This window comes from Methylococcus capsulatus str. Texas = ATCC 19069 (genome assembly GCF_000424685.1).
In the GTDB taxonomy this organism is placed as follows: Bacteria; Pseudomonadota; Gammaproteobacteria; order Methylococcales; family Methylococcaceae; genus Methylococcus; species Methylococcus capsulatus.
Window position 1 is genome coordinate 1 of the sequence record NZ_KE384224.1, and the last position, 20509, is coordinate 20509.

Annotated in this window: 21 protein-coding genes; 15 read left to right on the forward strand and 6 right to left on the reverse strand. The window is 61.6% G+C overall.

What is annotated here, in order from left to right; all coding sequences use genetic code 11:
* On the forward strand, window positions 1-309 hold a 309-nt coding region (locus H156_RS16095), incomplete at its 5' end, for a methane monooxygenase/ammonia monooxygenase subunit B (protein ID WP_026597613.1).
* Between the two features lie 124 nt (window positions 310-433).
* Here the strand turns inward: H156_RS16095 and H156_RS0111480 are convergent.
* Together H156_RS0111480 and ettA are read right to left on the reverse strand one after the other, a co-directional pair.
* Window positions 434-1312, reverse strand: a complete 879-nt coding sequence (locus H156_RS0111480) for an ATP-binding protein (protein ID WP_050998137.1) — start codon at window positions 1310-1312, stop codon at window positions 434-436.
* 10 nt (window positions 1313-1322) lie between these two features.
* Window positions 1323-2990 (reverse strand): energy-dependent translational throttle protein EttA, encoded by a 1668-nt coding sequence (gene ettA, locus H156_RS0111485; RefSeq protein WP_010961047.1) that lies wholly within the window; start codon window positions 2988-2990, stop codon window positions 1323-1325.
* An 89-nt stretch (window positions 2991-3079) separates the two neighbouring features.
* On the opposite strand from ettA, the gene H156_RS0111490 reads away from it, so the two are divergent.
* The 4 genes from H156_RS0111490 to infA are packed head-to-tail and all read left to right on the forward strand — an operon-like array spanning window position 3080 to window position 5901.
* A complete protein-coding gene (locus H156_RS0111490; protein ID WP_026045769.1) occupies window positions 3080-4228 on the forward strand; it encodes a GNAT family N-acetyltransferase in 1149 nt (382 codons plus the stop codon).
* On the forward strand, window positions 4222-4929 hold the full coding sequence (gene aat, locus H156_RS0111495; protein WP_010961045.1) for a leucyl/phenylalanyl-tRNA--protein transferase: 708 nt from the start codon (window positions 4222-4224) through the stop codon (window positions 4927-4929). Before H156_RS0111490 ends, aat begins: the two co-directional genes overlap by 7 nt.
* 11 nt (window positions 4930-4940) lie before the next feature.
* Entirely contained in the window at window positions 4941-5654 is a 714-nt protein-coding gene (locus H156_RS16100; protein WP_026045842.1) for an arginyltransferase, read from the forward strand.
* 28 nt (window positions 5655-5682) lie between these two features.
* Window positions 5683-5901 (forward strand): translation initiation factor IF-1, encoded by a 219-nt coding sequence (infA, locus tag H156_RS0111505; protein ID WP_010961043.1) that lies wholly within the window; start codon window positions 5683-5685, stop codon window positions 5899-5901.
* Window positions 5902-5913: 12 nt separating this feature from the next.
* On the opposite strand, the gene clpA is transcribed toward infA, so the two are convergent.
* The 3 genes from clpA to H156_RS0111520 form a co-directional block, all read right to left on the reverse strand.
* Window positions 5914-8184, reverse strand: a complete 2271-nt coding sequence (gene clpA, locus H156_RS0111510) for an ATP-dependent Clp protease ATP-binding subunit ClpA (protein ID WP_010961042.1) — start codon at window positions 8182-8184, stop codon at window positions 5914-5916.
* 30 nt (window positions 8185-8214) lie between these two features.
* A complete protein-coding gene (gene clpS / locus H156_RS0111515; RefSeq protein WP_010961041.1) occupies window positions 8215-8535 on the reverse strand; it encodes an ATP-dependent Clp protease adapter ClpS in 321 nt (106 codons plus the stop codon).
* 74 nt (window positions 8536-8609) lie between these two features.
* Entirely contained in the window at window positions 8610-9359 is a 750-nt protein-coding gene (locus H156_RS0111520; protein ID WP_010961040.1) for a hypothetical protein, read from the reverse strand.
* A 109-nt stretch (window positions 9360-9468) separates the two neighbouring features.
* Here H156_RS0111520 and H156_RS0111525 point away from each other — a divergent pair, with 109 nt between their 5' ends.
* The 8 genes from H156_RS0111525 to H156_RS0111560 are packed head-to-tail and all read left to right on the forward strand — an operon-like array spanning window position 9469 to window position 16836.
* Window positions 9469-9945 carry an NUDIX hydrolase gene (locus H156_RS0111525; RefSeq protein WP_017364556.1) on the forward strand — a complete coding sequence of 159 codons (477 nt, stop codon included), beginning with the start codon at window positions 9469-9471 and terminating at the stop codon, window positions 9943-9945.
* 7 nt (window positions 9946-9952) lie between these two features.
* Complete coding sequence (gene mnmA, locus H156_RS0111530; RefSeq protein WP_017364555.1) at window positions 9953-11068, forward strand: tRNA 2-thiouridine(34) synthase MnmA; 1116 nt, start codon at window positions 9953-9955, stop codon at window positions 11066-11068.
* 22 nt (window positions 11069-11090) lie between these two features.
* A complete protein-coding gene (gene purB / locus H156_RS0111535) occupies window positions 11091-12452 on the forward strand; it encodes an adenylosuccinate lyase (protein ID WP_017364554.1) in 1362 nt (453 codons plus the stop codon).
* A gap of 4 nt (window positions 12453-12456) precedes the next feature.
* The gene (lolA, locus tag H156_RS0111540; RefSeq protein ID WP_017364553.1) at window positions 12457-13083 is read left to right on the forward strand and encodes an outer membrane lipoprotein periplasmic chaperone LolA; all 627 of its coding nucleotides are present in this window, start codon (window positions 12457-12459) and stop codon (window positions 13081-13083) included.
* 6 nt (window positions 13084-13089) lie between these two features.
* Entirely contained in the window at window positions 13090-14397 is a 1308-nt protein-coding gene (locus tag H156_RS0111545; protein ID WP_010961035.1) for a replication-associated recombination protein A, read from the forward strand.
* Window positions 14394-15389 (forward strand): biotin--[acetyl-CoA-carboxylase] ligase, encoded by a 996-nt coding sequence (locus H156_RS0111550; protein WP_017364552.1) that lies wholly within the window; start codon window positions 14394-14396, stop codon window positions 15387-15389. Before H156_RS0111545 ends, H156_RS0111550 begins: the two co-directional genes overlap by 4 nt.
* Window positions 15386-16126 carry a type III pantothenate kinase gene (locus tag H156_RS0111555; protein ID WP_017364551.1) on the forward strand — a complete coding sequence of 247 codons (741 nt, stop codon included), beginning with the start codon at window positions 15386-15388 and terminating at the stop codon, window positions 16124-16126. The genes H156_RS0111550 and H156_RS0111555 overlap by 4 nt, the downstream gene beginning before the upstream one ends.
* Window positions 16123-16836, forward strand: a complete 714-nt coding sequence (locus H156_RS0111560) for a hypothetical protein (RefSeq protein WP_017364550.1) — start codon at window positions 16123-16125, stop codon at window positions 16834-16836. Before H156_RS0111555 ends, H156_RS0111560 begins: the two co-directional genes overlap by 4 nt.
* Here the strand turns inward: H156_RS0111560 and H156_RS0111565 are convergent.
* On the reverse strand, window positions 16821-17792 hold the full coding sequence (locus tag H156_RS0111565; protein WP_017364549.1) for a COX15/CtaA family protein: 972 nt from the start codon (window positions 17790-17792) through the stop codon (window positions 16821-16823). The two genes, H156_RS0111560 and H156_RS0111565, sit on opposite strands and share 16 nt — an antisense overlap.
* Before the next feature lie 203 nt (window positions 17793-17995).
* Here H156_RS0111565 and H156_RS0111570 point away from each other — a divergent pair, with 203 nt between their 5' ends.
* Both H156_RS0111570 and aspS read left to right on the forward strand, forming a co-directional pair.
* A complete protein-coding gene (locus tag H156_RS0111570) occupies window positions 17996-18274 on the forward strand; it encodes an FmdB family zinc ribbon protein (RefSeq protein ID WP_010961030.1) in 279 nt (92 codons plus the stop codon).
* Window positions 18275-18346: 72 nt separating this feature from the next.
* Window positions 18347-20146 carry an aspartate--tRNA ligase gene (gene aspS, locus H156_RS0111575; protein ID WP_017364547.1) on the forward strand — a complete coding sequence of 600 codons (1800 nt, stop codon included), beginning with the start codon at window positions 18347-18349 and terminating at the stop codon, window positions 20144-20146.
* The last annotated feature ends 363 nt before the right edge of the window (window positions 20147-20509 follow it).

Consider the following 20509-nt stretch of genomic DNA (forward strand, 5'->3'; position numbering starts at 1 on the left):
CGGCTGGGTGAGTTCTACACCGCCTCGGTGCGTTTCCTGGATTCCGACGTGTACAAGGACACCACCGGCTATCCGGAAGACCTGCTGGCCGAAGACGGCCTGAGCGTCAGCGACAACAGCCCGCTGGCTCCGGGTGAGACCCGCACGGTCGACGTGACGGCGTCCGACGCGGCGTGGGAAGTGTACCGTCTGTCCGACATCATCTACGATCCGGACAGCCGTTTCGCCGGTCTACTGTTCTTCTTCGACGCCACTGGCAACCGCCAGGTCGTCCAGATCGACGCACCGCTGATCCCGTCGTTCATGTAATCGCCTGGGGGAGTCCTTCGGGGCTCCCCTGCCGGCGGTCAACGCCAAAACCCCCGGCCGGCAACGGTCGGGGGGTTTTTATTCTGGTCTGGTTTTGTTCCGAGTGGGCAGCCGCAACAGCCGGTCAGGGTGGCAGAGCTGCCCGACCATTCCACTCGCGTGCGAATTGCCATGCGACCCGTCCGCTACGCGAGCCACGGGCGAGCGCCCAGCGTAGTGCTTCTGTCCGGATATCATTCCAATGGCATTTCAGGTCGAGGGTTCCCAGCTTCGCCAGCCAGTATTCGACCATTGCCAGATAATCATCCTGGGAGAATGGATGGAATGCCAGCCAGAGGCCAAATCGCTCGGAAAGCGATGTCTTTTCCTCGACCGAGTCGGAAAAATGGATTTCAGTCTCCGTGTACCGCGTTTCGCGATTGTCCGCCATGTACTCCGGTAACAAGTGCCGGCGATTGGATGTGGCGTAGATCACCAGATTGGCACTCAAGACACTCGTGGAACCGTCGAGCGCTGATTTCAGATCCTTGTAGCCGGGTTCTTCGCTTTCGAAGGACAGATCGTCGAAAAACAGGATGAACCGCTCCGGACGGTCGTGGATGTATTCGATGATGTCCGGCAATTCCGTAAGATGGTTTTTTTCCACTTCGACGAGGCGGAGTCCGGATTCGGCATAATCGTGGAGCAGTGCCTTGACGAGGGAGGATTTTCCTGTCCCTTTCGGGCCCCAAAGCAGCGCATTGTTGGCGGGTAAACCCTTGAGGAACTGACGGGTGTTGCGCTCCAGTGCTGTCTTCTGGCGATCGATGCACAAAAGGTCACAAAGGCCGATATCGTGTGGTCGCCGCACGGGCATCAAAGGCGACTTGGAATCTCGTCCCCGCCAACGATAGGCCTTGTACGTCCAGTCGACGGAGGAAGGAGTCGGTGGCGTCAAGCGTTCCAAGGCGTCCGCCAGCCTTTGAACGGTAGCCAGCAAGAGGTCGGTCTGCTCCGGTGTCATGGGCGATGATTCATGCCTCGATCCGTTTGTATTTGATCCGGTGCGGGGTATCTACTTCATCACCCAGCCGGCGGCGACGGTCGGCCTCGTAATCGGCGTAATTGCCTTCGAACCATACCACTTCGCTTTCGCCTTCGAATGCCAGGATGTGGGTGGCTATGCGGTCCAGGAACCAGCGGTCGTGAGAGATCACCACCGCGCAGCCAGGAAAATCCAGCAGGGCGTCTTCCAGAGCGCGGAGCGTTTCGACATCGAGGTCGTTGGTGGGTTCATCGAGCAGAAGGACGTTGCCTCCGCTGCGAAGCAGTTTGGCGAGATGGACCCGGTTGCGTTCACCGCCGGAAAGTTCACCGATGCGTTTCTGCTGATCCGAACCCCTGAAGTTGAAGCGTCCAACGTAGGCTCGCGAGGGGGTCTGATAGTTTCCGACGGTGATCATGTCCAGACCGTCGGAGATTTCTTCCCAAACGGTCTTGCCGTCATCCATATGTTCGCGGAACTGTTCGACATAGGCCAGTTTGACGGTAGGTCCGATACGGATCGAGCCCTGATCCGGCACTTCCAGGCCGGCAATCATGCGGAACAGCGTGGTTTTACCGGCGCCGTTGGGGCCGATCACTCCGACGATGCCCCCCGGTGGCAGCCGGAAACTGAGGTTTTCGACCAGAATACGGTCCCCGAATCCCTTGCTGACCCCGTCGAATTCGACAACCAGATCGCCCAGCCGCGGGCCTGGCGGAATGTAGATTTCCTTGGTTTCGTTCCGTTTTTGGACATCGTTCTGGCTCAGTTCCTCGAACCTGGCCAGGCGCGCCTTGCTCTTGGCGTGCCGGCCTTTCGGGTTGGATCTCACCCATTCAAGTTCCGCCTTCATGGCTTTCATGCGGGCGGTTTCCTGCTTTTCTTCCATCTCCAGCCGAGCTTCCTTCTGCTCCAGCCACGAGGAGTAATTGCCTTCCCAGGGAATTCCGCGGCCTCTGTCGAGCTCGAGAATCCACCCGGCGACATTGTCCAGGAAATAGCGATCGTGGGTGACGGCGACGACCGTTCCCGGATAGTCCTGGAGGAACCTTTCCAGCCAGGCCACGGACTCCGCATCGAGATGGTTGGTCGGCTCGTCGAGCAGCAACATGTCTGGGTTGGACAGGAGGAGGCGGCACAGGGCTACGCGGCGGCGTTCGCCGCCTGACAGTCGGGTGACGTCGGCATCCCAGTCCGGGAGTCTCAAGGCATCGGCGGCGATTTCCAGTTTCCGGTCCAGTTCCCAAGCACCGGCCGCGTCGATCTTTTCTTGGAGTTCGGCCTGTTCGGCAAGGAGTTTGTCGAAATCCGCGTCTGGGTCGGCGAAGGCGTTGCTGACTTCGTTGAAACGGTCGAGGAGGGCTTTGGTCTCAGCGACACCGTCCTCGACGTTTCCCCGCACCGTTTTGGTCGGATCCAGTTGCGGCTCTTGTGCCAGGTAGCCGATCTTGATTCCGGGTTGGGGCCGCGCTTCTCCGTCGTATTCCTTGTCAACGCCTGCCATGATTCGAAGGAGAGTGGACTTGCCCGCGCCGTTGAGGCCGAGCACACCGATCTTGGCGCCTGGGAAGAAGGAGAGCGAGATGTTTTCCAGGATCGTCCGTTTGGGGGCCACGATCTTGGAAACCCGGTTCATGGTGTAAATATATTGTGCCATTTTGAATGCGTTAAGGGACTTTGGATCATAGTATTATTTCACGATCCGAGATGTGAGGGACAGGTTTGCTTGAGGATCCAGGACGCCCGATGAGCGCTGAACTCAGCCTACGCGTACATTCGAGACTGGCGGATGTGCCGGCGGCGTGGTGGGGCTCATTCGGCAGTCCCGACGCTCCCCTGAGCCATGCGTTTCTGGTGGCGTTGGAGGAGACGGCGTGCCTGGGTGAAGCCGTCGGCTGGATCCCTATGCACCTCTTGTTCGCTGCGGACCGGAAGGCTGAGCCGTTCGGAGCCATGCCTGCCTACCTCAAGACCAATTCTTTCGGGGAATTCGTGTTCGACTGGGCGTGGGCCGAAGCGCATTCGCGGGTCGGTCTGGCTTATTATCCGAAGTGGGTGATCGCCTCGCCCTTCACGCCCGTCACGGGCCGGCGTCTGTTGGTTCCTCCGGAGATCCCATATGCTGCACGGGAGCTCATGCTGGACTGCGCCATTGAGGCCGGGAAATCGGCGGGGGTGTCGTCCATGCATTGGTTGTTCTGTACCGATCCGGTTCTGCTCGAAGCGCCGATGCTCGTTCGCCGCCTGGGATGCCAGTTCCATTGGCATAACGCCGGTTACAGAGACTTCGCGGATTTTCTGGACCGTTTCAATGCGAAACGACGAAAGGAGCTCAAACGCGAGCGGCGTCAGGTTTCCGAAGCCGGAATAGAAGTCCAAAGGCTCGCCGGCAACGAAGTCGATGCGGAGACGTGGAACCGGTTCCATGCCCTGTACCGGCGCACATTCGATAAGCATGGCAACTATCCTGCATTGAGTGCGGCCTTTTTTCGTCGCGTCGGCGAAACCATGGGCGAACAGATCCTGCTCGTTGTCGCCAGGCGGAAGTCCGAGTTGATCGCCGCCGGTTTCTTTCTCGTGGGCGAAGACACTTTGTACGGCCGCTATTGGGGGGCCGTGGAAGAGGTGCGTTCGCTCCATTTTGAGATTTGCTACTATCAGGGTCTGGAGTTTTGTCTGGAGCGGGGGCTTCGTTGCTTTCAGCCTGGTGCCCAAGGTGAGCATAAGGTCAGCCGCGGTTTCGTGCCTACTGCGACCTGGTCGGCTCATTGGATTGCCGATCCACGTCTGCGCGGGGCGATATCACGTCATGTCGAAGCAGAGCGTCTGCATGTGGAAGCCTATATGCGGGAGCTCGAAAGCCGACTGCCATTCAAGCAGGAATCCGAATGCTGACTCTCATCGACCCCAACGACGAACGGCAGGCGTTCCCTCCTCCCGATGCCGCCCTGAAGGAGCCGAACGGTCTTCTTGCAGTCGGTGGTTCGTTGAGCGTTGCTCGTCTGGAACGGGCTTACCGGCGCGGAATATTTCCCTGGTATGGCGAGGGCGATCCGATCTTGTGGTGGTCGCCCGATCCCCGGTTGGTGCTGTTTCCGGAAAAGCTGCGGATTTCGCGGAGTCTGCGGAAAACGTTACGCCGGCGGCTATTTCGATTCAGCTTCGATCGGGCTTTCAGGGCGGTGATCACGGCTTGTGCCGAGCGGCGTGAAAAATCGGAAGGGACTTGGCTGACTGCAGACATGCAGTCGGCGTACCTTGCTTTCCATCATGCCGGTTTTGCGCATTCTTTCGAGGCCTGGCAGGACGGCGCCCTGGTGGGGGGGCTGTACGGTGTGGCGATGGGGCGGATATTTTACGGAGAGTCGATGTTCCACCGGGTGACGGATGCCTCGAAGGCGGCGTTGGCGTTTGCAGTGGGGTGCTTGTCACATTGGGGTTACCGGATGATCGATTGTCAGGTCTATAGTTCCCATCTCGTCAGTCTGGGAGCATCCACCATTCCACGCAGCGAATTTCAGGCCTTGGTGTCCGAATATTCGGAAACGTCCGTTGATCCTGAGGCATGGAAACATGCGCCGGGAGACTTTCTTTGATCCTGGAGCGAATGGCACATTGGATGGGGCCGAACCATCCATGCGGCTATCTGCCCGGGCGGGACGCACGCTTTACCTATGTTTCACCGGCTTACCCACTTTCCCCCCAAAGCTATCGTGGGCTGTTGGAAGAGGGGTTCCGGCGCAGCGGAAACTGGGTGTACCGGCCGTGCTGCATCGGCTGCAGCGCCTGCTTACCGGTGCGTCTTCCCGTGCACGATTTTCTTTTGACTCGCAGTCATCGGCGTGTGCTCAAGCGGAATGCAGACATCGACATACGGGTGTCCGTCGCTCGCTTCGACGAGCGCCAGTTTCAACTCTATGTCCGCTATCTGGCGGCACGGCACCCCACCGACACACCGGTCTCTCGCGATGATTACTGGTCGTTCGTGTCCAGCTCCTGGGCGCAGACCCGTTTCGTGGAGTTCCGTTCATATTCGGAACTGATTGGCGTGGCGGTTGTAGACCATGTGCCGGGAGCTCTGTCTGCGGTATACACCTTTTTCGATCCCGACGCCGCAGAGCGAAGTCCAGGCTCATTGGCCATTTTGTGGCAGATATTGGAGGCTAGGCGACTGGGACGGGAGTGGCTTTATCTGGGGTATTGGATAGGCGGTTGCCGTAAGATGGAATACAAAGCGAGATACAGGCCCCTGGAAGCGCTCATCGCGAACCGCTGGCGCAGGTTCCAAGTGGATGAGCCGCTGAGGTCGAGCGTGCTATAATTTGGTAAATTTTTTACCCTGTGAACAGATGTCAAAAGAAGATCATATCGAAATGGAAGGTAAGGTCATCGAAACCTTGCCCAACACGACGTTCCGTGTTCAGCTCGATAATGGGCATGTGGTGATCGCCCATATTTCCGGCAAGATGCGGAAAAACTATATCCGAATTCTGACCGGCGACCGGGTCAAGGTTGAACTCACGCCTTACGACCTGAGCAAGGCTCGCATCACCTTCCGCCATCGCTGATGGCACCCCGTGTCATACGGGCTCGGCGGCTTTTTGGCGGGTTTCGTAGGTAAATGTCAGTCCGCCGGAGGAAGCGCCGACACGCACCGTGCCACCATGCGCGAGGCGGCCGAACAAGATTTCCTCGGCCAGCGGCTTCTTGATGTTTTCCTGAATCACGCGCGCCATCGGACGCGCCCCCATCTTCGAGTCGAAACCGTGCTCGGCCAGCCATGCCCGTGCGTCCGGCTCGATGACCAGGGATACCTGCTTCTCGGCCAACTGCGCCTCGAGTTCGAAGATGAATTTGTCCACCACATGCCCGATCGTTTCCGGGCTGAGCGGGTTGAACTGGATGATCGCGTCGAGGCGGTTCCGGAACTCGGGCGAGAAGGTGCGTTCGATCGCTTTCAAGCTATCGGTGGAGTGGTCTTGCGGAGTGAAACCTATCGACGGGCGGGCACCCTCGAAAGCCCCGGCATTGGTGGTCATGACCAGGATGATGTTACGGAAGTCGGCCTTGCGCCCGTTGTTGTCCGTCAGAGTGCCGTGATCCATCACTTGTAACAGCAGATTGAAGACGTCCGGGTGCGCTTTTTCGATTTCGTCGAGCAGCAGCACGGCATGCGGATGTTTGTTGATGGCTTCGGTCAGAAGACCTCCCTGGTCGAATCCGACATAGCCCGGCGGCGCTCCGATAAGCCGGGACACCGTGTGCCGCTCCATGTATTCGGACATGTCGAAACGGATCAGCTCGACACCGAGCATGCGGGCGAGCTGGCGTGTCACTTCCGTTTTGCCTACGCCAGTGGGGCCGGCAAAAAGAAATGAGCCTATGGGTTTCTGACCGTCGCGCAGACCTGCGCGGGACAATTTGATCGCCGACGACAGTGCGGCTATGGCTTCATCCTGACCGAAGACCAGCATCTTCAGATTGGATTCCAGGTCGCGCAATTTCTCCTTGTCGTTGGCGGAAACGGTTTTGGCGGGAATCCGCGCGATCTTCGAAACGATGTCCTCGATGTCCACGGTGCCGATGGTCTTCTTGCGGCGCGACGGTGGCAGCAGGCGCTGATTCGCTCCCGCCTCGTCGATGACGTCGATGGCTTTGTCGGGGAGATGACGGTCGTTGATGTACCGGTCCGACAGCTCCACCGCAGTGCGCAGCGCAGCGAGGGAATATTTGACGTCATGGTGCTGTTCGAAACGGGTCTTCAGTCCTTTGAGAATCTGGTAGGTTTCTTCGACCGAGGGTTCGGGAATATCGATTTTCTGGAAGCGGCGGGCCAGCGCGCGGTCCTTTTCGAAGATGCCGCGGTATTCCTGGTAGGTCGTCGAACCGATGCAGCGCAACTCGCCTGAGGCCAGGACCGGTTTGATCAGATTGGATGCATCCATCACCCCGCCCGAGGCGGAGCCAGCGCCGATGATGGTGTGAATCTCGTCGATGAAGAGGATGGCATTCGGCTCCTTCTTGAGCTGCGCCAGGAGCGACTTCAGACGCTTCTCGAAATCACCGCGGTACTTGGTTCCCGCCACCAGACTGCCGAGATCCAGTGAATAGATCGTGCTGTCCTTGAGCACTTCCGGTACGTCGTTTTCAACGATTTTCTTCGCCAGACCTTCGGCGATGGCGGTTTTACCCACCCCGGCTTCGCCGACGAACAACGGATTATTCTTCCTTCGGCGACACAGCACCTGGACGGTGCGCTCCAGTTCGTCCTTGCGGCCGATCAGCGGGTCGATTTTTCCGCGCCGGGCGGATTCGTTGAGATTGGTGGCGAACTTTTCGAGCGGGTTGGCGCTGCTCCCGCTTTCAGCGTCGTCGGATTCGGGAGCCGAGCCCCTGGCAGTGCCATCAGCCTCGTCCCGCACTTTGGAGATGCCGTGGGAAATGAAGTTCACCACGTCGAGGCGGGTGATGTCCTGCTTGTGCAACAGATAGACCGCATGCGAGTCCTGCTCGCTGAAGATGGCGACCAGGACGTTCGCTCCGGTAACCTCTTTTTTCCCCGACGACTGCACGTGAAAGGCCGCGCGCTGGAGCACCCGCTGGAAACCCAGCGTCGGCTGGGTATCACGCTTGACGCCGGCAGGGATCAGCGGCGTGGTTTCATCCAGGAATTCGTTCAGTTCGTTGCGGAGCAGGTCGAGATTGCCACCGCAGGCACGCAGGACTTCGATGGCGGCGCCGTTGTCGAGCATGGCCAGCAGCAGGTGCTCCACGGTGATGAACTCATGGCGTTTCTCGTAGGCGGTACGGAAGGCCGCATTCAATGATTGTTCGAGTTCTTTACTCAACATAGTGGAACCTGCTCGAGACTGGTAATAAAGTTAGGCTTCTTCCATGGTGCAGAGGAGTGGATGCTGGTTCTGACGGGCATGGGCATTCACCTGTTGCACCTTGGTTTCCGCCACGTCTTTGGAGAAGACCCCACACACTCCGACGCCCCGCGTATGCACATGCAGCATCACCTGCGTCGCTTTCTCTTCGTTCATGCCGAAAAACAGCATCAGCACATGAACGACGAATTCCATCGGAGTGAAATCATCATTCAACAGCATGACTTTGTACAGCGGTGGACGCTTGACCTTGGGCTGGGCCTCCTGGAGGGCCAAACCGTCGCCGGAGCCGTGATCCGATTCCTGAGACATCTGTGCGTCGTTCCCAAAATGGTTGTACTAGGAATATGGGCCTCGATTTGCCGAGATCAAGCCAGTGGACGGCATCAGCAGCGCCGGAGGGCGTCACGCCGGTCCACACAGGGCAGCTGCCGCGGCAGTATCCACATTTCGTACATCGACACCACCCACATGAACACGAAAGCCATGGCGAGGCCGCCGCCGCCCATGACGACCAGAAGGGCGAAATGGCGGTCGAGTTTCGTCAGCCACCAGGAGGCAATGTCCAGCAGCAGGAAAATATACGGCATCAGGATGGCCGAGCACTTGAGCTTGCAAGGCACTCCAGATGATAAGGCAAAAATCATGCCTACGAACATGAAAATGAAGGCGATGCCGAACATGTGGATATGCGAGACGCGTGTCAGCGACGAAAACGTCGCGCCCTCGTCCGATTGCGCCCGTGTCTTGATGCTCTCATAGCGGGTGAAGTCCGGCAATCCGCTGTCGCCATTGTGGCAGCCGGTGCAATGCGCTTCGAACAGCGGCCTGATCTGCCGGGTATAGGTGCTTTCATCGGCACCGTCCCGAACCCATTGGATGATCTGAAACCGTGCCTCGTCCGGTGCATTGGCCTTCATCGAACCGTTGAGCTTGGCCTCCAGCACCGAGCCCGAACGATTGCCGTAATAGCTGTAGACGATATCCTCTATCGAAAGTCCGAACTTGCCATCGGCCATGCCATGCGTGAACAGGATCTGCACCATCGCCAAGCCGTAGCCGATTGCGACGACGATCAAATAACCGGAAAATAACAACTTGACCGGTATGCCCAGATTGCTCAGGTTCAGCGGCATTCCCGCAGCTCCCACGACTCATCACGAACTTTGCAGGCGAGCCCCGCGTCTTTAAGGCTTAATAACACACGCGAATTGACAACTCAATTCGCTCCCCGTTGAAAACAGTATGCAAAAATTGGAAACCCCGTCGGACGGCCGACCCCGGGTCACGGTAGCCGCTGTCATTGAAAGGGATGGCCGTTTCCTCTGCGTCGAGGAGCGCGCCGGCGTATCCTCCGAACTCGTCATCAACCAGCCGGCGGGTCACGTCGAAGCGGCCGAGTCGGTGGTCGATGCCGCAGTCCGCGAGACGTTGGAGGAGACCGGCTGGCGTCTGGTGCCGGAGGCGGTGACCGGCATTTATTTGTGGCGTCACTTGGAATCCGGCAGGAGTTTCCTGCGCATCGCCATCAGCGGGCGGGCCGAAGCCCCCGAAGGTGAGGTCAGGCTGGACGAGGGCATCGAGCGGGCGCTCTGGTTGAGCCGGGATGAGTTGCTGCGCGAACGAAGCCGCCATCGCAGCCCCCTGGTGCTGCGGACGGTGGAGGACTACTTGCGGGGCGAACGCCATCCGCTCAGCCTCTTGAAGCCCGTGCTCGGCTGAGGTGGATATGAAGCCGCATGTGGTTGTCGGGATGTCGGGAGGGGTGGATTCGTCGGTCACCGCCTTGCTGCTGCTCCGCCAGGGTTACCGGGTCAGCGGACTGTTCATGAAGAACTGGGAGGAGGACGATGGCACCGAGTACTGTACCGCGGCGCAGGATTTCGCCGATGCCAAGCAGGTGTGCGAGCGTCTAGGAGTCGAACTGCACACGGTAAACTTTGCGGCGGAATACTGGGATGAGGTGTTCGAGGTGTTCCTGAGCGAATACCGGGCCGGGCGGACGCCGAATCCCGACATCCTCTGCAACAAGCAGATCAAGTTCAGAGCCTTCCTCGACTACGCAGAAGACCTGGGCGCCGACCTCATCGCCATGGGGCATTATGCCCGGGTGGCGGAGGAAGAGGGTCGGTTGCAGCTCCTCAAGGGATGTGATGCCGGTAAGGATCAGAGCTATTTCCTTTATACCCTGCAGCAGGAGCAACTCGCCCGCACTCTGTTTCCCCTGGGCGGGCTGCGCAAGACCGAGGTGCGCGCATTGGCCGCCGGTGCCGGTTTTGCCAATGACGCCAAGAAGGACAGCACCGGCATCTGTTTCATCGGCGAACGACGCTTCAAGGACTTCCTCGCGCGTTATCTGCCGGCCCGGCCGGGGGACATCCGCACGCCGGAGGGCGTGCTCCTCGGCCGGCACGATGGCCTGATGTACTACACGCTGGGCCAGCGTTCCGGACTCGGCATCGGCGGTACGAGGGCAGGCGGCCAGGAGCCTTGGTATGTGTTGGACAAGGATCTGGCCAGAAACGTGCTGGTGGTGGGCCAGGGCCACGATCACCCCCTTCTCTACCGGGACGGGCTGCTGGCCAGCCGGCTTCATTGGGTCGACGGTGCTGGTCCCGCGCCCGGCGAGATACTGCGCTGTGCGGCCAAGACCCGCTACCGCCAGAGGGACCAGGACTGCCGCATCCGTCTGATCGGCGAAGACCGGTTGGAGGTCGTGTTCGCCCAGCCCCAGCGTGCCGTCACTCCCGGCCAGTCGGTCGTGTTTTACCAGGACGATTGCTGCCTCGGCGGCGGTGTCATCGACTTAACCTTTAATGCGGACTCTCGGGCCGATGCCGCGTAACACTCAAGACATCAGGAAAACCATGAACTCCATCAAGGCATTGTCGCCAGTAGACGGCCGTTACGCCGGCAAGGCCGACGCCCTCCGCAACACCTTCAGCGAATACGGCCTCATCCGGTTCCGGATCCTGGTCGAATTGCGCTGGCTGGAGGCGCTGGCGGCCGAGCCCACGATCACCGAGGTTCCCCCTTTGAGTGGCGAAGCGCGCGATCGTCTGAACCGGATCGTGGACGAATTCGGCGAAGAGCATGCCGAACGGGTCAAGACCATCGAGCGGACCACCAACCACGACGTCAAGGCGGTCGAATATTTCCTGAAGGAGAGGATCCAGGGCTGCCCCGAACTGGAGCGGATCGCCGAGTTCATCCATTTCGCCTGCACCTCTGAAGACATCAACAATCTCGCCTATGGGCTGATGGTGAAGGAGGCGCGTGACACGGTCCTGCTGCCGGCGATGGACGAGTTGATCGAGGCGGTGCGGGAGCGGGCGCATGTCTATGCCGGCCAGCCGATGCTTTCGCGCACTCACGGCCAGCCGGCGACGCCCACCACGGTCGGGAAGGAGTTCGCCAACTTTGCCGCCCGGCTGGCTCGCCAACGCGAGCAAGTAGCGGCGGTGGCCCTGATGGGCAAGATCAACGGTGCGGTCGGCAATTTCAACGCCCATGCGGTCGCCTACCCCGAAGTCGATTGGCCCAAACTGGCACAAGGTTTCGTCGAGTCGCTGGGGCTGGCCTGGAACCCTTATACCATACAGATCGAGCCACACGATTATCTGGCCGAGCTGTGCCATGCCTACAGCCGTTTCGGCACCGTGCTGATCGACTTCGACCGCGACGTCTGGGGCTACATCTCGCTGGGTTTTTTCCGGCAGAAGACCGTGGCCGGCGAAGTCGGCTCTTCCACCATGCCGCACAAGGTCAACCCGATCGATTTCGAGAACTCGGAAGGCAACCTCGGTATCGCCAACGCGCTGTTCTCGCATTTCGCCGAAAAGCTGCCGATTTCCCGCTGGCAGCGCGATCTAACCGACTCCACGGTGCTGCGCAATCTCGGCGTCGGCCTCGCCCATCTGCTCATCGCGCTCGGTTCCACTCTGAAAGGCCTGGGCAAGCTGGAGCTGAGTCCTCCGGTCCTGGAGGCCGATCTCGACGGCAACTGGGAAGTGCTGGCCGAGGCGATCCAGACCGTGATGCGCCGCTATGGCGTGGAACGGCCCTACGAGAAGCTCAAGGCCTTGACCCGCGGCCAGCGGGTGGACGCGGAGGGCCTGCGTGCCTTCGTAGAGACCCTGGAGATACCCGAGGAGGCGCGCAGCCGCCTGGCAGCGCTGGCCCCCCGCGACTACATCGGCTACGCTGAAACCTTCGCCAAAACCATCTGAGTCCATGCCCGCATTCCGATACCTGATTGTCCTGCCGCTGCTGTGCTGGGGGTTCGCCTCGCTGGCGGAGACCACACCGCAGAGCCGGCTGAAGAGCTTCCTCGATTCTGCCCGCACTTTGCAGGCCGACTTCACCCAGGTCCGGCTCGACGAAAGCGGTCGGCCCCGGCAGGAGAGCGGGGGTTCCTTCTATTTGCAGCGGCCCGGCAAGTTCCGTTGGGATTACACCAAGCCCTACCGGCAGCAAATCGTCTCCAGCGGTGGCAAGGTCTGGTTCTACGACGTCGACCTGGAACAGGTGACAGCCAAGAGACTCGGCCAGGCCGTGGGTTCGACGCCGGCCCTGCTGCTGAGCGGCGAAATGGCGCTGGAGGACAATTTCACCATCGAGGACCAGGGGACCGAGGAGGGCATGTACTGGATCAAGCTGGTGCCCAAGTCGGAAGAAGGCGGATTCCGCTACGTGCTGATCGGGCTCGAAGGCGACAAGCTGGCCGGTATGGAGCTGAGTGACAATTTCGGCCAGTTGACGCGCATCTATTTCGCCAATCTCCGGACCGGCATCACCTTGGACCCCAAGCTGTTCCAGTTCAGCCCGCCAGCCGGAGTGGATGTGTTCGAGGACAAGTAGCCGCCGGTGTCCGCTGACTTCTCCCAACCGCTGGCCGACCGTCTGCGTCCCCGGACGCTGGACGAATACATCGGCCAGCTCCACCTCATCGAGCCGGGCCGGCCGCTGTACGAGTCGATCCGGCGCGGCCGTCTCCATTCGATGATCTTCTGGGGCCCGCCCGGCACAGGCAAGACGACTCTGGCGCGGCTGGTCGCCCGCCATGCCGATGCCGAGTTTCTGCCGGTTTCGGCCGTGTTGTCGGGGGTGAAGGAAATCCGCGAAGCCTTGGCTCGGGCTGTGCAATTCAAGGCGGCCGGCCGCCGTGCCATCCTGTTCGTCGACGAGGTGCATCGCTTCAACAAGTCGCAGCAGGATGCATTCCTGGCCCATGTCGAGGACGGCACGGTCAGCTTCATCGGCGCCACCACCGAAAATCCCTCGTTCGAGGTCAACAGCGCCTTGCTGTCGCGGGCCAGGGTCTATGTGCTGAAAGCCCTGACCGAGGCCGACCTGTTGGGCGTCATTGATCGCGCGCTGTCGGACGCTGAACGCGGCCTGGGCGGGCGCGGCCTGAACATGTCCGACCCCGTGCGCATGGCTTACGTCCGTGCCGCCGATGGCGATGCCCGGCGCTTGCTGAATCTCCTGGAAATCACCGCGGATCTGCTGGACGCCGGCCAGACGGTGGTGAGCGAGGAGGTCGCACGGCAGGTCCTCGCGTCTGGAACCACACGCCGTTTCGACAAGCAGGGCGAGGAGTTCTACAACCAGATTTCCGCCCTGCACAAATCGGTGCGCGGCAGTTCGCCCGACGCCGCACTGTACTGGTTGTGCCGGATGCTGGACGGGGGCTGCGATCCGCTTTATCTAGCCCGGCGCCTGGTGCGGATCGCATCCGAGGATATCGGTAACGCCGACCCCAAGGCGTTGGAGCTGTGTCTGAATGCCTGGAACGCCCAGGAACGTCTGGGCAGCCCGGAGGGGGAGCTGGCCCTGGCGCAGGCCGTCGTGTATTTGGCCGTCGCTCCCAAGAGCAATGCGGTCTACGAAGCCTACAAGGCCGCCCGGGCAGATGCCGCCCGATCGGGCAGTCTGCCGGTGCCCCTGCACCTGCGCAATGCCCCGACGGGCTTGATGAAGGGCCTGGATTACGGCAAGGGATACCGCTATGCGCACGACTATCCGGACGCGTACGTTCCGGGCGAAAACTATTTCCCCGAGGGGCTGGAGCGACGGGAATACTACCGCCCGGTCAACCGCGGCATGGAGATCAAGATCGCCGAGAAGCTGGAGCGTCTCAAGGCGCTGGATAAGGAGGCGGACGAGCGGTGAGCGCCGCTTCCGGTTTTTCCGCGGCTGCCCGCCGCCTGCTCTCGCTGCTGGCCGATGGCGGCTTCCATTCCGGCGAAACCATCGCGGCGAGTGCGGGTTGCAGCCGCACCGGGGTCTGGAAGCGCATCGCGGAGCTGCGCGCCCTGGGGGTGGAAGTGCATGCTGTACCCGGGATGGGTTACCGTCTGGCGCATCCGCTGGAACTCCTGGACGGGGAGGTGATCGCGGGCGCGCTGACCGGTACGGCAGCGGAAGCCATCGGTCTTATCGAAGTTCATGAGCAGCTCGATTCCACCAATGATCACCTCATGCGGCGGGCGGCCGAAGGCGCGCCGGCCGGCACCGTCTGCCTGGCCGAGCGGCAGAGCGCCGGGAGGGGAAGAATCGGGCGGACCTGGGTGTCGCCGCTGTCCGGCAACGTCTATCTCTCGCTGCTGTGGCGGTTCGGGCGGGCGGGATTTTCCGGGCTCAGCCTCGCCGTGGGCGTGGCCGTGGTACGGGCCTTACGGGCGCAGGGCATCGGCGATGCGGCACTCAAATGGCCGAACGACATCCTGTGGTCGCGCCGCAAGCTGGGCGGCATTCTGATCGAGGTGAGGGGGGAGGCCAATGACCAGTACGCCGTCGTGATCGGGATCGGCCTCAACGTGAATCTGCCCGACAGCCACGCCGTCGCCATCGACCAGGACTGGATCGACCTGGCGCGGATTCCGGGAGGCGCCGCCGTATCGCGTAACCGGCTGATCGCCGGGATGCTCAATGAACTGGCTCCCTTGCTGACGGATTACGAAACCACCGGGCTGGCGCCGTATCTCGAGGAATGGCGCGGCTACCACGGTTTCGAAGGCGCGCAGGCCAGCGTGCAGCAGGGGGACTGGGTGTGGACGGGGCGGATCGTCGGTGTTTCAGGGGAAGGACTGCTGTTGCTGGCATGCGAGGACGGCCCGGTACGGGAGTTCGCATCCGGCGACGTGCGGGTGAGGCCGCTGTGAAACTGCTGATCGACATCGGCAATTCGCGGGTGAAATGGGCACGCTCGGAGCCGGGGCGGTACACTTTCGGCGGTGCGTTCGCTACGGATGCGTCCAGCCTGGCAGAAGCGTGCGAAAGCCAGATGGCGGCGCTGCCGCGGCCGGAGGCCGTGCTGGTGTCCAACGTTGCTGGCACGAGGGCGGGCCGGCTGCTCGCGGACTGGGCATCGGCCCGATGGGATGTGCCGGTCCGTTTCCTACGCAGCGAGGCTTCGGCCCTGGGAGTCGTCAACGCCTATCCAAACCCGGCCCAATTGGGTGTCGATCGCTGGCTCGGGCTGATCGGGGCGTGGCGGACGCGTCGCGATGCCTGCTGCATCGTCAGCGCAGGCACCGCCTTGACCATCGACCTCCTGGACGCGGAGGGCCGGCATCGGGGCGGCGTGATCGGCCCCGGATTGGCGATGATGCGCGCGGCCCTGGCCTCTCTGGAGGCATTGGGCGGGGCGGCTGAAAGCTGCGACGGCTTTTTCTGCAACCGCACCGGATCCGCATTGTCCAGCGGTATTCTTCACTCGGCCGTGGGCTTGATACGGGAATCGCAGGCTCGGGCGGCGCGGCTCCTGGCGACGGAGCCTGAACTGCTGCTCACCGGCGGAGATGCCGAAACGCTCCGACCTTACCTCGAGACCCCGGTCCGTCTGGTGCCTCACCTCGTCCTCGAGGGTTTGCATGCCGTAGCGGAGCGAATGCCATGAGATTTCTTTTCTATTTTCTCCTCATCGCCAATGTGTCTTTCTTCTTCTGGAGCCTGGGTCATCGCGATACCAAGCGGCATGTCGATGTCAAATCTGTCGAAGCCTCGGGAAGATTGTTGTTGCGTTCGGAGGTTGCAGACACCCGCGGCGAAATCCAGAGTCCGCCGACCGAGTCTCCCCCGCCCGCCCGGATCGAGAACGAACCGCCAGCCGGCGAGGCCGGCTGCTACCGGATGGGACCGTTCGCCGAGACGGCCGAAGCAAGGCGGGTGCTGGCTCTGGTCAAGGAGTGGATCGACCGGGCGAACCTGACCAGCGAATCCTCGGAATCGCTCGATGGCTACTGGCTGCTCTATCCCAAGGCCGAAAACATGGATGAGGCCAAGGGTAATCGTAAGATGCTGATGGACAAAGGCATCAAAGACGTCTGGCTGATCGACAAGGGCGAGATGGCAGGCACGATTTCGCTCGGTATCTTCAAGACCCGGGAGGAGGCCGAGACCGAGGTGGTCCGCCTGTCCAAACTCAACGTGCGGGCGCAGATCCGGCCCCGGATCACCCAGGCCGAAACGGTCTGGATACAGTTCGTCTGGGACAAGTCGCCGCTGGAGCTGGATGAGATCATGATCCAGTTGCGCGGCGAGAATCCGGAGGTGTCTGTGCCGCCGCTAAGTCCTTGTCCGTCCGCCAGTCCTCAACGGCCGGCATAACGGCCGGCGACGAAAAGGAAGAACTGGGTCCCGAATATGAGGTTCGCCAACAGGAGGTGCAGCGGCTGGGCGATGGCCGGGAGACCGAACCGGTCCAGGGTGACCCCGGCGGCGATGGCAGCGACGACGAGGCCCGCCAGCACCATTCCGAAGCGGACATAGAGCGAATCCGCCGGCAAGGATCTGACCATCTTCCAGGCCAGCCAAAGGTTGACACCGAGGATCACGGCGGAGAAGGAGCGATGGACGTAGAAGATGAGCGGGAAGTTTTCGCGCCACAGGCTGCGGTCCGTCGCGGCGGTCGCGGCCATGACGTCCACCGATTCGCGGATCTGGGTGCCCATGGCTATCTGCAGGAGGGTCATGCCCATGGCCACCATCAGCACGGTGCAGAAGCGCGGAGGCAGGCCGGAGAGGTCCAGTGTTGCGAAACGACTGCGCTGGGAGCGCGTCACCGCATAGATCAGCAGGCAGACGATGGCGAATGCCATCAGCATGTGGGCCGTGATCATGACGGGGCGCAGATTGCTGGCCACCACGGCGGAGCCCAGCCAGCCCTGGAAGCCCACCGCCAGGAACACCGTCAGCGCGAGCCAGGTCACGGTCCGGTCGGTTTTCCAGAAGGCCAGGGAGCGGTACAGCGTGGCAATGATCAGCAGGCCGATGCTGACGCCGACCAGGCGGTTGACGTACTCGGTCCAGGTCTTGACAGGATTGAAGCGGGTGTCGGCATAGCCACGCTCGGCGTAGATTTCGTGATAGTTGGCCGGGAGCTGTGACTCGTCCGTCGGCGGCACCAGCCGGCCGAAGCAGGTCGGCCAGTCTGGGCAGCCCATGCCGGCACCGGAGGCTCTGACGATGCCGCCCACCATGATCAAAAAATAGACGGCGGCGATGGTGATGATGCCGATCCGGGCGAACCGGCTGCCGGCATCGGGAGCGGTGCTGCATTGCATGATGCGATCTCGAAGTCATTCGCCCGCTCCATGCTGGGAGCGGGCCGGGTTAGGGAAGAGGCCGGGCGAATCATAGCACCGGAGCGGTGCGGCGATAGTCGGAGAGGTTCCGAATGCGGAAATTGCGCCGCCCCGGCCTTGATAAAGAATTCCGGCGTTCATATATGCGCCTCTGGTTCTTCAACAAACTGAGGAGTTTTCCGATGCCGATCTACGAATACCAGTGCAGGTCCTGCGGCCACAGCCTGGAGGCCATGCAGAAAATCAGCGACGCGCCGTTGACGGACTGTCCCGCCTGCGGCCGGCCGGAGCTGGCCAAGCAGGTTTCTGCCGCCGGGTTCCGGCTCAAGGGCGGCGGCTGGTACGAAACCGATTTCAAGGGCAGCAAGGACAAGAAAAAGAATCTGGCCGGTGATGCTACGCCGAAAGCGGAGAGCAAGCAGGCGGACAGTACCGCTTCGTCCGGAAAACCCGTGGCCTAGGATCGGCTTGCGCTGGCGGGAAGCCAGCGCGTAACATTCTACCTTTTTTCAGTCGATCAATAGAGTCCGAACATGCGCAGTCACCGTTGCGGGGAAGTGAACGAAAGCCTTCTGGGCCAGGAAGTCGGCTTGTGCGGCTGGGTGCATCGGCGGCGTGACCACGGGGGAGTGATTTTCGTCGATCTCCGGGACCGGGAAGGGCTGGTGCAGGTCGTGTTCGATCCAGACCACCCCGAGCCCTTCAGTCTCGCCGAAACCGTCCGCAGCGAGTACGTCATCCGTGTGGTGGGTCAGGTCCGCGCCCGTCCCGAGGGGACCGAGAATCCCAACCTCAAGAGCGGTAGAGTCGAGGTGTTGGCTACCTCGCTGGAAATCCTCAATCGATCGGAAACTCCCCCGTTCCCCATCGAAAGCGACATCGAGGTGAACGAGGAGATGCGGCTGCGCTACCGCTACATCGACCTGCGCCGGCCGGTCATGCAGCAGCGCATGCGGCTGCGTCGTGACATCACCCGCTTCCTGCGCAATTTCCTGGACCATCATGGCTTCTACGAGATCGAGACGCCGTTCCTCACCAAGGCCACGCCGGAAGGCGCGCGCGACTACCTCGTGCCCAGCCGCACCCATCCGCATTCGTTCTTCGCCCTGCCGCAGTCGCCGCAGCTGTACAAACAGCTGCTGATGATCTCCGGGATGGACCGCTATTACCAGGTCGTGCGCTGCTTCCGCGACGAGGACCTGCGCGCCGACCGCCAGCCGGAATTCACCCAGCTCGACATCGAGACCTCGTTCATGAACGAGGACCAGATCATGACGCTGATGGAAGCCATGATCCGCGATTTATTCCGGGAAACCCTGAACGAGGAGCTGCCGGATCCGTTCCCGCGCATGACCTATGCCGAGGCCATGCGCCGGTATGCCTCAGACAAGCCGGATTTGCGCATTCCGCTGGAGCTGGTGGACATCGCCGATCTCATGGCCGGGGTAGAATTCAAGGTGTTCGCCGGGCCCGCCGCCGATCCGGAAGGCCGGGTGGTGGCGCTCAAGCTGCCGGGCGGCGGCGACCTCTCGCGCAAGGACATCGACGACCTGACCCGCTTCGTCGGTATCTACGGCGCAAAAGGCCTGGCGTATGTGAAGGTGAACGACCTGGGGGCCGGATTGGAGGGACTGCAGTCGCCGATCCTAAAGTTCATGCCGGAACCCACCATTCGTGGCATCCTGGAGCGCACTGAGGCGCAGACCGGGGACCTGATCTTCTTCGGCGCCGACAAGGCCCGTATCGTCAACGAATCCATGGGCGCACTGCGGGTCAAGCTGGGCCAGGACCGCGGGCTGGTCGAGAAGGGCTGGCGACCGTTGTGGGTCACGGACTTCCCCATGTTCGAATGGGATGAAAAATCCGGCCGCTGGGTCGCTCTGCATCATCCCTTCACCGCGCCCAAGTGCAGCGAGGAACAACTCAGGCAGAACCCCGGTCGGGCCCTGTCCCGTGCCTATGACATGGTGCTCAACGGCACCGAGATCGGCGGCGGCTCGGTGCGTATCCACCGTACCGAGATGCAGCAGACCGTATTCGATCTGCTCGGCATCGGTGAGGAGGAGGCGCAGCAGAAGTTCGGCTTCCTGCTCAACGCCTTGCGCTACGGCTGTCCGCCCCACGGTGGTTTGGCCTTCGGCCTGGACCGTCTGGTCATGCTCATGTCCGGGGCTTCTTCCATCCGCGAAGTGATGGCCTTCCCCAAGACCCAGTCGGCTTGGTGCCCGTTGATCGACGCGCCGGCCCAGGTCAACGACGCCCAGTTGCACGAGCTCGGCATCCGACTGCGGAAAAATCCGGCAGTGGAAGGCGGCACTGTGCCATCCACGTGAGGATGTACTCCGAGTAGTGTAGCCCTTCGATCGACCCGATTCAGGTGACTGCCGGGGGGCACGCAAGCTTCCATGGGGAGCCGATAATCCCCGTTCGCCGATTGGCGAGACGGTTCTGGAACGGGCAGGTCGTGCCCATCCCGCGGGAGACCACCAGGCTGCCCCGCTAAAGCGCTGTTTCCCGACGGCAGCGGGTGGGGCGGACGCCTTGAAATCCGGCGGCAAGTTGTCGGCACCGACGACGGTGTTTCGGGGAGCGTCCAGCGGCAACCAGCTCGAGGAGGTGACGCGTCTCATCCGTCTGCGTGCCCAGACGGGGGAGGGGGCGTCACGGCAGGTCACGGTGTTCACCCAGCCGGACTC